Annotated in this window: 11 protein-coding genes and 1 pseudogene; 7 read left to right on the top strand and 5 right to left on the bottom strand. The window is 53.7% G+C overall.

The features are described from left to right. The 7 genes from FDW94_RS23995 to arnF all read left to right on the top strand — a co-directional run. The coding region (locus FDW94_RS23995; protein WP_249358364.1) for a DegT/DnrJ/EryC1/StrS family aminotransferase at positions 1-354 on the top strand (354 nt) is incomplete at its 5' end. A gap of 2 nt (positions 355-356) precedes the next feature. Beyond that, positions 357-1,340: an undecaprenyl-phosphate 4-deoxy-4-formamido-L-arabinose transferase gene (arnC, locus tag FDW94_RS09015; protein WP_008785329.1), complete on the top strand. Its 984-nt coding sequence runs from the start codon at positions 357-359 to the stop codon at positions 1,338-1,340. Continuing rightward, entirely contained in the window at positions 1,337-3,319 is a 1,983-nt protein-coding gene (gene arnA, locus FDW94_RS09010) for a bifunctional UDP-4-amino-4-deoxy-L-arabinose formyltransferase/UDP-glucuronic acid oxidase ArnA (RefSeq protein WP_137377461.1), read from the top strand. Before arnC ends, arnA begins: the two co-directional genes overlap by 4 nt. Further along, positions 3,316-4,218, top strand: a complete 903-nt coding sequence (arnD, locus tag FDW94_RS09005; protein WP_008785331.1) for a 4-deoxy-4-formamido-L-arabinose-phosphoundecaprenol deformylase — start codon at positions 3,316-3,318, stop codon at positions 4,216-4,218. The genes arnA and arnD overlap by 4 nt, the downstream gene beginning before the upstream one ends. Then, positions 4,215-5,873: a lipid IV(A) 4-amino-4-deoxy-L-arabinosyltransferase gene (gene arnT / locus FDW94_RS09000; protein WP_137377523.1), complete on the top strand. Its 1,659-nt coding sequence runs from the start codon at positions 4,215-4,217 to the stop codon at positions 5,871-5,873. The genes arnD and arnT overlap by 4 nt, the downstream gene beginning before the upstream one ends. After that, complete coding sequence (gene arnE, locus FDW94_RS08995; RefSeq protein WP_003834709.1) at positions 5,870-6,205, top strand: 4-amino-4-deoxy-L-arabinose-phosphoundecaprenol flippase subunit ArnE; 336 nt, start codon at positions 5,870-5,872, stop codon at positions 6,203-6,205. Before arnT ends, arnE begins: the two co-directional genes overlap by 4 nt. Next, positions 6,205-6,591: a 4-amino-4-deoxy-L-arabinose-phosphoundecaprenol flippase subunit ArnF gene (arnF, locus tag FDW94_RS08990; RefSeq protein ID WP_048215866.1), complete on the top strand. Its 387-nt coding sequence runs from the start codon at positions 6,205-6,207 to the stop codon at positions 6,589-6,591. Before arnE ends, arnF begins: the two co-directional genes overlap by 1 nt. 2 nt (positions 6,592-6,593) lie before the next feature. Here the strand turns inward: arnF and pmrD are convergent, their stop codons facing one another. From pmrD to FDW94_RS23990, 5 genes and pseudogenes are all read right to left on the bottom strand, one after another. Further along, positions 6,594-6,857: a signal transduction protein PmrD gene (gene pmrD, locus FDW94_RS08985; protein WP_128611958.1), complete on the bottom strand. Its 264-nt coding sequence runs from the start codon at positions 6,855-6,857 to the stop codon at positions 6,594-6,596. Between the two features lie 95 nt (positions 6,858-6,952). Further along, positions 6,953-8,377 carry an o-succinylbenzoate--CoA ligase gene (gene menE / locus FDW94_RS08980; RefSeq protein ID WP_170974228.1) on the bottom strand — a complete coding sequence of 475 codons (1,425 nt, stop codon included), beginning with the start codon at positions 8,375-8,377 and terminating at the stop codon, positions 6,953-6,955. After that, positions 8,374-9,336: an o-succinylbenzoate synthase gene (menC, locus tag FDW94_RS08975; RefSeq protein ID WP_032944069.1), complete on the bottom strand. Its 963-nt coding sequence runs from the start codon at positions 9,334-9,336 to the stop codon at positions 8,374-8,376. The genes menE and menC overlap by 4 nt, the downstream gene beginning before the upstream one ends. After that, positions 9,336-10,193: a 1,4-dihydroxy-2-naphthoyl-CoA synthase gene (menB, locus tag FDW94_RS08970; protein ID WP_003027671.1), complete on the bottom strand. Its 858-nt coding sequence runs from the start codon at positions 10,191-10,193 to the stop codon at positions 9,336-9,338. The genes menC and menB overlap by 1 nt, the downstream gene beginning before the upstream one ends. 14 nt (positions 10,194-10,207) lie before the next feature. Further along, positions 10,208-10,575: pseudogene (locus tag FDW94_RS23990) on the bottom strand (2-succinyl-6-hydroxy-2,4-cyclohexadiene-1-carboxylate synthase); the annotation flags it as partial.

Here is a 10,575-nt window from a genome sequence, read left to right as displayed (position 1 = left end):
ATTGCCCAGCACTATCAAAAAGCGCTGGCCGATACGCCATTCCAGCCGCTGAGCCTACCGCAGTGGTCGCACGTTCATGCCTGGCACTTATTCATCATTCGTGTTGATGAAACGCGCTGCGGGTTGAGCAGAGATGCCCTGATGGAAACGCTGAAGACCAAAGATATCGGCACCGGTCTGCATTTTCGTGCGGCCCATACGCAAAAATATTATCGCGAACGCTTCACTACCCTTTCGCTCCCAAATACTGAATGGAACAGCGCGCGCATCTGCTCGCTGCCGTTATTCCCTGACATGACCGATGATGACACTCAGCGGGTCATTACGGCGCTTCGCGAGATAGCAGGACAATGAGCATGTTTGAAGCCACACCGATTAAAAAAGTCTCGGTTGTTATTCCCGTTTTTAATGAACAGGAAAGCCTGCCAGAGTTAATCAGACGCACCAGCGACGCCTGCGAGAAATTGGGCAAAGACTATGAAATTCTGCTAATCGACGACGGCAGCAGCGACCGTTCCGCTCAGTTGATGATGGACGCCTCTCAGGCACCGAACAGCCATATTGTCTCTATTTTACTGAATCGTAATTACGGACAGCACTCGGCGATTATGGCCGGTTTCAGCCATGTCACCGGAGACTTGATCATCACGCTGGATGCCGATTTGCAAAACCCGCCGGAGGAGATCCCTCGGTTGGTCGCCACTGCAGATGAGGGTTTCGATGTGGTAGGCACGGTACGCCAGAACCGTCAGGATAGCGTATTTCGTAAGACCGCCTCACGAATGATAAACCATCTGATCCAACGAACCACCGGTAAAGCAATGGGCGACTACGGGTGCATGCTACGCGCCTATCGCCGTCACATCGTCGATGCCATGCTGCATTGCCAGGAGCGCAGCACCTTTATCCCTATTCTGGCCAACATTTTTGCCCGTCGCGCCACGGAGATCCCGGTACATCATGCAGAGCGTGAATTTGGTGACTCCAAATACAGCTTCATGCGTCTGATCAACCTGATGTATGACCTGGTGACTTGCCTTACCACAACACCGCTTCGCATGTTGAGCCTGTTGGGCAGCGTGATCGCCGCCACGGGCTTTACCTTATCAGTCCTGCTTGTTGTTCTGCGCCTGACGCTCGGCCCACAGTGGGCAGCGGAGGGGGTATTCATGCTGTTTGCCGTCCTGTTTACCTTTATCGGCGCACAGTTTATTGGCATGGGTTTACTCGGCGAATATATCGGTCGCATCTATAACGATGTCCGCGCCCGCCCCCGCTATTTTGTTCAACACGTTATCCGCCCACAAACTACGCAGTCAACCGAGGAAAACCGCGCATGAAAGCCGTCGTATTTGCCTATCACGATATGGGATGTCAGGGTGTCCAGGCCTTGTTGGATGCAGGTTATGAAATCGCTGCCATTTTTACGCACACCGACAACCCGGGTGAAAAAGCGTTTTTTGGATCTGTTTCCCGCCTCGCGGCCAGCGCCGGTATTCCGGTTTACGCCCCAGACGAGGTTAATCATCCCCTGTGGATTGAGCGCATTAGCCAACTGGCACCCGATGTTATCTTCTCGTTCTACTATCGCCATTTACTGAGTGATGAGATCCTCAGTCTTGCCCCTAAGGGTGCATTTAATCTGCACGGCTCGCTGCTGCCGAAATACCGTGGTCGCGCGCCATTGAACTGGGTATTGGTCAATGGTGAAACCGAAACGGGCGTCACACTTCACCGCATGGTCAAACGCGCGGATGCTGGTGCCATAGTTGCCCAGCAGCGCGTTGCTATTTCACCGGATGATGTGGCGTTAACGCTGCACCATAAATTGTGTCAGGCAGCACGTCATCTGCTGGAGCAGACACTGCCGGCCATCAACGCGGGAAGTTACTCCGAATTCCTTCAACAGGATGCAGATGCTACCTGTTTTGGTCGCCGTACGCCGGAAGATAGCTTCCTCGACTGGAACAAACCTGCCGCGGAGTTACATAACCAGGTCCGTGCCGTCAGCGATCCGTGGCCGGGCGCATTTAGCTATGTTGGCACGCAAAAGTTCACCGTCTGGTCATCGCGCGTTTGCACAAACGACATTGCGGCCCAGCCGGGCACCGTCATCTCCGTGTCTCCTTTACTGATCGCCTGTGTCGATGGCGCACTGGAGATTATTACCGGACAAGCTGGCGATGGTATTGCAATGCAGGGTTCACAACTGGCGCAGGTTCTGGGTCTGGTGCCAGGTTCTCGCCTGAACAGCCAGTCAGTGACCACCAGCAAACGCCGTACTCGCGTACTGATCCTCGGCGTTAACGGCTTCATTGGTAACCATCTGACCGAGCGCCTGCTGCAAGAAGATAATTACGAAGTGTATGGACTCGATATTGGCAGCGACGCCATTGGGCGTTTCCTGCAACATCCGCGATTCCATTTCGTCGAAGGTGATATCAGCATTCACTCCGAATGGATTGAATATCATGTGAAAAAATGCGACGTTGTGCTGCCGCTGGTAGCGATCGCAACGCCTATCGAATATACCCGCAACCCGCTGCGCGTATTTGAGCTCGATTTTGAAGAGAACCTGAAAATCATTCGTTACTGCGTGAAATACCGCAAGCGCATCATTTTCCCGTCAACCTCCGAAGTCTACGGCATGTGTACCGACAAAGTCTTTGATGAAGACAGTTCGAATCTGATCGTCGGTCCGGTCAATAAACCACGCTGGATCTACTCCGTATCCAAGCAGCTGCTGGACCGTGTTATCTGGGCGTACGGCGAAAAAGAGGGATTGCGCTTCACCCTGTTCCGCCCGTTTAACTGGATGGGACCGCGTCTGGACAGCCTTAACGCCGCGCGTATCGGCAGCTCACGCGCCATTACACAGTTGATCCTCAACCTCGTGGAAGGTTCACCGATCAAGCTGATTGAAGGCGGTAAGCAAAAACGCTGCTTCACCGACATTCGCGATGGTATCGAAGCCCTGTACCGCATCATTGAAAACGAAGGCGGCCGCTGTGACGGTGAGATTATCAACATCGGTAATCCGCAGAACGAAGCAAGTATTCAGGAACTGGCAGAAATGCTGCTTTCCTGCTTTGAAAAACATCCGTTGCGTAACCACTTCCCGCCGTTTGCCGGTTTCCGTGACGTCGAAAGCAGCAGCTACTACGGTAAAGGTTATCAAGACGTTGAGCATCGTAAGCCTAACATTCGTAATGCAAAACGCTGCCTGAACTGGGAACCGACCATTGAGATGCAGGAAACGGTAGAAGAGACGCTGGACTTCTTCTTACGCAGTGTGGATATCACGGAACACACATCATGACCAAAGTAGGCTTGCGCATTGATGTCGATACATTCAGGGGGACGCGCGAAGGCGTGCCCCGCCTGCTGGAGACATTAAACCGACATAACGTTCGGGCAAGTTTTTTCTTTAGCGTTGGGCCTGACAACATGGGACGCCATCTCTGGCGTCTTGTGAAGCCGCAATTTCTGTGGAAAATGCTGCGTTCAAACGCAGCATCGCTCTACGGATGGGATATTTTATTGGCGGGAACCGCATGGCCGGGAAAAGAGATCGGCCAGGCCAACGCAGCAATCATTGCACAAACCGCCCAGATTCATGAAACCGGTTTGCATGCCTGGGATCATCACGCCTGGCAGGCGCGAAGCGGAAACTGGAATGACAAACAGCTGATTGATGATATTTCGCAAGGTATCACCGCACTTGAAGCCATCATCGGTCAGCCAGTCACCTGCTCTGCCGTTGCCGGATGGCGTGCCGACAACCGTGTCGTCCATGCCAAAGAAGCATTCCATCTGCGCTATAACAGTGACTGTCGGGGAACGTCGTTATTTCGTCCGGTGCTGGAATCCGGGAAAACGGGGACGCCACAAATTCCCGTCACCCTACCAACATGGGATGAAGTGGTTGGTCAGGAGGTCCAGGCGGTGGACTTCAACTCCTATATTCTCTCCCACATCCAGATGAGCAGAGGAACACCGGTGTACACCATTCATGCGGAAGTTGAAGGTATCGCCTTTCATCAGAATTTTGACGAGTTGCTCATTCGTGCTGCCGATATGGGGATGACATTCTGCCCGCTTGGCGAGCTGTTACCTGACGACATCAGTACGCTGCCGTTAGGACAGATAGTACGTGGAAAAATACCCGGCAGAGAGGGATGGCTCGGCTGCCAACAACCGGTGAGTGTGACACCATGAAACCTGCTGCCCGCTACACTCTGGCATTTATCGCTTTAATCGCACTGTATTTTATTTTACCTATCAACAGCCGTATGCTCTGGCAGCCTGATGAAACGCGCTATGCTGAAATCAGCCGGGAAATGCTCAACTCTGGTGACTGGATCGTTCCACACTTTTTAGGGCTGCGTTATTTTGAAAAACCAATTGCCGGATACTGGTTGAACAGCATTGGGCAATGGCTGTTTGGCGCAAACAATTTTGGCGTCAGAGCGGGTGCTATTTTTGCCACTTTGTTGACCGCATTACTGGTAGCCTGGCTTGCCATGCGACTGTGGCAGGATAAGCGTACCGCCGTACTCTCCTCCGCTATCTTTTTAACGTTTTTTTCGGTTTACAGCATCGGCACCTACGCGGTACTTGATCCCATCATAGCGCTTTGGCTGATGGCGGGCATGTGCTGTTTTTGGGAAGGCATGCAGGCCACCACCAGAACACGCAAAATCATCGCTTTTTTGCTGCTTGGGCTGACCTGCGGTATGGGTGTAATGACCAAAGGTTTTCTGGCACTCGCCGTCCCTGTGCTTAGCGTATTACCCTGGGTTTTTGCACAAAAGCGTTGGAAAGACCTCATTCTCTACGGTCTGCTGGCGGTGATCGGCTGCATCGCGATCGTACTACCGTGGGGTATAGCGATTGCACAACGCGAGCCGGATTTCTGGCATTACTTCTTCTGGGTTGAACATATTCAGCGCTTTGCGCAGGATGATGCCCAGCATAAGGCTCCTATCTGGTACTACATCCCGATATTTGTGGCAGGCACATTACCGTGGCTCGGTCTGCTTCCCGGCGCGCTGCGTACGGGCTGGCGTGAGCGGGATGTTCCGCGCAGTGCTCTGTACCTGTTAAGCTGGATTATTATGCCAATCCTGTTTTTCAGCATCGCGAAAGGAAAACTGCCGACCTATATTCTTTCCTGCTTCGCGCCGCTGGCGATATTAACGGCGCGCTTCGGCCTGCAGGCTGCGGAAAAAGACTCAGCATCCCTGCGCATCAATGGCTGGATCAACGTGCTATTTGGTGTCGTCGGCATCGTCGCTACGTTTATTGTTTCCACGCTGGGACCATTGAAGACGCCGGTCTGGTCGCATATCGAAACGTATAAGGTTTTTTGTGCCTGGGGCATCTTTATCATCTGGACGCTTTTTGGCTGGTATACGCTAAATAACCGCGAGAAGAACTGGAAATTCGCAGCACTATGCCCATTAGGGCTGGCGCTGTTATTTGGCTTCTCCATTCCTGACCGGGTGATGGAATCTAAACAGCCGCAGTTTTTTGTCGAGATGACCAAAGAATCGCTGGAGCCGAGCCGTTATATTCTCACCGACAGCGTTGGCGTCGCTGCGGGACTGGCCTGGAGCCTGAAGCGCGACGACATCATGATGTACGGACAAACGGGCGAGTTAAAATACGGTCTCAACTACCCGGATGCTCAAGGCCGCTTTGTCAGTCGGGAGAATTTTGCCGACTGGTTAGCACAACATCGTCAACAAGGAAACATTACGCTCGTGCTCTCTGTCGGTAAGGATGAAGATATTAATCAGCTTGCCATCCCTCCCGCTGACTACATTGATAATCAGGGGCGTCTGGTCCTGATTCAGTATCGGCCCAAATGATCTGGATAGCCTTAGTCCTCGCCAGCCTGCTCAGCGTCTGCGGCCAGCTATGCCAGAAGCAGGCAACCCGACCGGTGTCTGTTCGTGCGCGAAAACGCTACATTACGCAATGGATTGGGCTTGCTCTGGCAAGCCTCGGTCTGGCCATGCTGCTATGGCTGGCGGTTTTACAAAATATTCCTGTCGGTATTGCCTATCCCATGCTGAGTCTTAACTTTGTATGGGTAACTCTCGCGGCCTGGAAAATCTGGCGCGAACCCGTCACAACCCGCCACTGGCTGGGCGTTGGGCTGATCATTACCGGCATATTTATTCTTGGGAGTGCAGTGTAATGGGCGTATTTTGGGGATTATGTAGCGTGATGATCACCTCCATCGCCCAGTTGAGCCTCGGCTTTGCGATGGATAATCTGCCGCCAATGCTGCAGCCGCTGGCGTTCATCTCCGCCGTATTCTCTGTCAGTATCGGAGCGTTTGCTTTATATGCCGGGCTGGCAGGGTATTTGCTGTCGGTTATTTGCTGGCATAAAGCCCTACACCAACTCGCGCTGAGCAAAGCCTATGCCCTGCTCAGCCTGAGCTATGTGCTGGTGTGGGTTGCTTCAATGATCCTGCCCGGCTGGCAGGGAACATTTTCAGTGAAAGCGCTGGCAGGGGTACTATGCATCATGGCAGGGCTAATGACGATTTTTCTGCCTTCACGCAAACACCAGCCCTGAGATTACTTATCTTCAGACAGTCGTAACAGACGTTCCCATTCATCACAGATGTACTGTCTGGCATCAATTACCTTAATGACACGGGATTTATCGCGGTTAATACAATACTGTGCATCCTTCAGCGGTGAAAGGAGATCGCCGGGCTTAATCCGCTCGGAAGATTGCGCCTCAGCAAGCATCTTGAGCGAACCACCGCTATCGCAAAGTACGATATAGAGCCTCCCTGCTTTTTTGTGACAGCAAGACTTCTTCACATGCCATTCCATAGCGCACCTTTTGTTAATAAATTTCACAATAGGTTACACTTTAGCAGATAAACAAAAGGACAATAGCTGCGGAATGACAATAACGAGAAATACTATTAATGTTTTCTTAATGTTAATGATGAAGCACTTACCCAATCCAATAACGCACGGCGCGAAATTTTAATTCCTCCTGCTTTGAGCTCGGGCGGCAATGTTAGCCAACAAATCGGCTGCTGAAAGCGGGCTAGCTTATCTTTTACCCACTCTGCGAGATTAGTTTCTCCAGCATTAGCGTCATACTCAATGACCGCCACCGGGCGATGGCCAAACTCTTTGTCTTCTATTGGCACAATAAAGGCTTGTAGAACATGCGGATGCGCTGCAATCACGCGTTCCACTTCTTCCGGCTGTATACCTTCCCCGCCGCTAAAAAACAGATTGTCCATACGACCGACAATCGTTAACTTGCCGTCCTTTAGCACGCCGCGATCGCGGGTTGCAAACCAGCCTTCCGCGTTCACTAAAGGAATAAGCTGTCCGTTACGCCAGTAACCTTGCGCCATGCTGGCGGCTCGCAGCCAGACTTCATCATCAACGATTCTGACTTCTCTGCCCACCAGGGGGGAACCCACATCTGCCAAACCATCTGCTTCTTTCGCACAGACCGTAGAAGCAAACTCCGTTAATCCGTAACCGCACCAGCAACGAATCCCTTGCGCGCCCGCTTGCTCCGTCAATTCAACAGGAATTGCCGCACCTCCCAGCAGTACCGCTTTGAGCGTGACCGGCGTGTTGTTGACCAGCAAGCGCCACAGCTGCGTGGGCACCAGTGAAGCGTGGGTACATCCAGCCAGCATTTGCTCCAGCGGCTGCTTGTCGCGCACGGTCATTCGCGCCCCGGCAAACAACCAGCGCCATAAAATCCCCTGGCCGGAAACATGAAACAGCGGCAATGAAAGCAGCCAGTCATCTTCAGCGCCAAACGGCATTAATGACAGCACCCCCTGCGCGCTTGCCAGATGCGCCTGACAGGTGTGAACCGCCGCTTTCGGCAATCCGGTAGAACCTGAAGTTAACGTCATCGTGCTCAATCGCTCGGGTAACCACGCGGCGGCGCGATCGCCTGGTAACGACCGCATCTGCAACGGGCTGAGTTCCGGAAGTGCGATAGCGGCCTCCAGATCCAGCGCAAAACGTAGCGTTAAGTCCGGGATCAGCGCATCAAGCAGCGGCTGAGGCAACTGTGGGTTCACAGGTAAAACCCGCACCCCACATTGCAGCAGCGCGAGCCAGGCCAGCAAAGCGCGCGGATGATTCCAGGCGCGAAGCAGAACACCATCGCCCTCTTCCACGCCCTGAGCGGCAAAACCGCAGGCCAGATGATCTACACGTGTGCAGAGATCGCTCCAGCTTAATACCTCATCGTTGAGGCGTAAGGCTGGCGCTTTCGCACGAACCTGTCGCCAGTGACGCCAAGGCCAGTCACTGAACTGCACCAGGCCCGATAAGCTCACGCTATCGGGCATTTCCTGCTGGGTCATAGCAGACGTTCCAGCGCATCAACGTCGATACACGGCAACGTGCTACCCGGCCAGGTGCGTACCTGCTGGCACTGCATCAGACTCAGGGTATCCAGACCCGGAATGGTCTGCGGCGTTAACCAGGCGGCAATTCTCGCCAGCTGGGTTAAGCCCAGACTCGACTCGATTGACGAACTGATAACGGCAGTCAGACCAAGCGCATGCGCCGCAGCCACCTGTTCACGGACTTTATCGAGACTGCCAGTCAGCGTAGGTTTGATAACCACGGCCCTGACGCCCTCTTCGGCCTCGAAGGTGAAATCCGCTTCACGCAGACTTTCATCCCAGGCGATGGCAATGCCGGTTTCACGCGCGAAGGCACGAGAATCATCGCGGGTTTTGCACGGTTCTTCGAGGAAGGCAATGCGTCCACGATATTCCGGATTAACGTATTTCGCGAACTGCTGTGCTTTCAACGGCGTCCAGGCCCGGTTGGCGTCAAGTCGCAAATGCAGCTCCGGGATCGCCTCAAGCAGCAGATTGGCTACCATGCCGTCGCGGACCGCTTCATACAGACCGACCTTGATCTTCGCCACTTTTTCGCCCGGCATATCCGCCAGTTGTAGCACCAGATCGTCAGGATCGCCCGTGCACAGCGGCGCAGCACGATAGTCCGCGTCCTGTGGCAATACGCCAGCCAGTTCGGCCAGCGCACAGCTTACGCCAAAGGCGACCGAAGGCAGTTGCGGTAAGGAGTCATCCCCTTGCAACCAGCCTTTCACCCAGGCCAGCAGCTCGGTTTGTGCCTCTTCCCAGCTTTCCTGACTGAAGCCCGGCAGTGGGGAAATTTCTCCCCACCCTTCGCGCTCGCCGTCACAAAGACAAACGTACAGCCCGTCACGCGTTTTTAACCGCCTGTCGCGCAGAATCACCCCCGCGTCCATGGGGATCTGCCAGCGGTATACCTGCGCGCTACGCATTACGGATTCCGTTTGAATTTGCTGAAATCAGGCTGACGTTTTTGGTTAAAGGCGTTACGGCCTTCCTGACCTTCTTCCGTCATGTAGAACAGCATAGTGGCGTTACCTGCCAGCTCCTGCAGACCAGCCTGACCATCACAGTCGGCGTTCAGTGCGGCTTTCAGGCAGCGCAGCGCCATTGGGCTGTTTTGCAGCATTTCACGGCACCAGCGTACGGTCTCTTTTTCCAGATCCGCCAGCGGAACCACGGTGTTGACCAGACCCATATCCAGCGCCTGTTTTGCATCGTACTGACGGCACAGGAACCAGATTTCACGCGCTTTTTTCTGACCGACGATGCGCGCCATGTAGGAAGCGCCCCAACCGCCGTCGAAAGAACCGACTTTCGGGCCGGTCTGACCAAAGATGGCGTTTTCAGCCGCAATGGTCAGGTCACACATCATGTGCAGCACATGGCCACCACCAATGGAGAAACCTGCAACCATCGCTACTACCGGTTTCGGACAGGTACGAATCTGGCGCTGGAAGTCCAGTACGTTCAGGTGATGCACACCAGAGTCATCCTGGTATCCGCCGTAGTCACCACGCACTTTCTGATCGCCGCCTGCGCAGAATGCTTTGTCGCCAGCACCGGTCAGAATAATTACGCCGATGTTGTCATCATAGCGGGCATCCGCCAGCGCCTGGATCATCTCTTTCACGGTGACCGGACGGAAGGCATTGCGTACCTGTGGACGATTAATGGTGATTTTTGCAATACCGTCGGTGGATTTCTCGTAAAGAATGTCGGTATAGCCTTCAGAGCAATCGTGCCATTCTACCGGTGCGTAAAGCATTGTTTCATCAGGATAGATCATAAAATGTCCTATAGTCAGCGACGCAGAATCTGAGCCAGACAATCCACTACGCCCGCGGGGTTGTCCCGATGCGCGTTGTGTCCGGCATTACGAATCACATGGTTTGGTACTGATATTTCCGCCGCCAGAGCGCGGAATTTTTCGTCACGTTCACCACATAAATAATAAAACGGAAATGTGCGCGTCGTGAGTTGCGCACGTAAATCAGGCTGTACGGCAAGCGAGGTGGCCTCCAGCATTGCCGCCAGCGTTTGCCCATTATTCTGGCTACGCAGAGCGACCAGCGCCTCTCTTTGTGCCGCGTTCAGCGAGGAAAAAACGGGCTGTTGATACCAGTCATTAAACACCTCACGTAGCGGCTCTGCGCGAAAACGTGCAGCCC

Source organism: Citrobacter sp. wls757, from assembly GCF_005280935.1.
Classification (GTDB): Bacteria; Pseudomonadota; Gammaproteobacteria; order Enterobacterales; family Enterobacteriaceae; genus Citrobacter; species Citrobacter portucalensis.
Note: the sequence above shows the minus strand (reverse complement) of the source record. Positions and strands in the feature narration are given on the sequence as shown.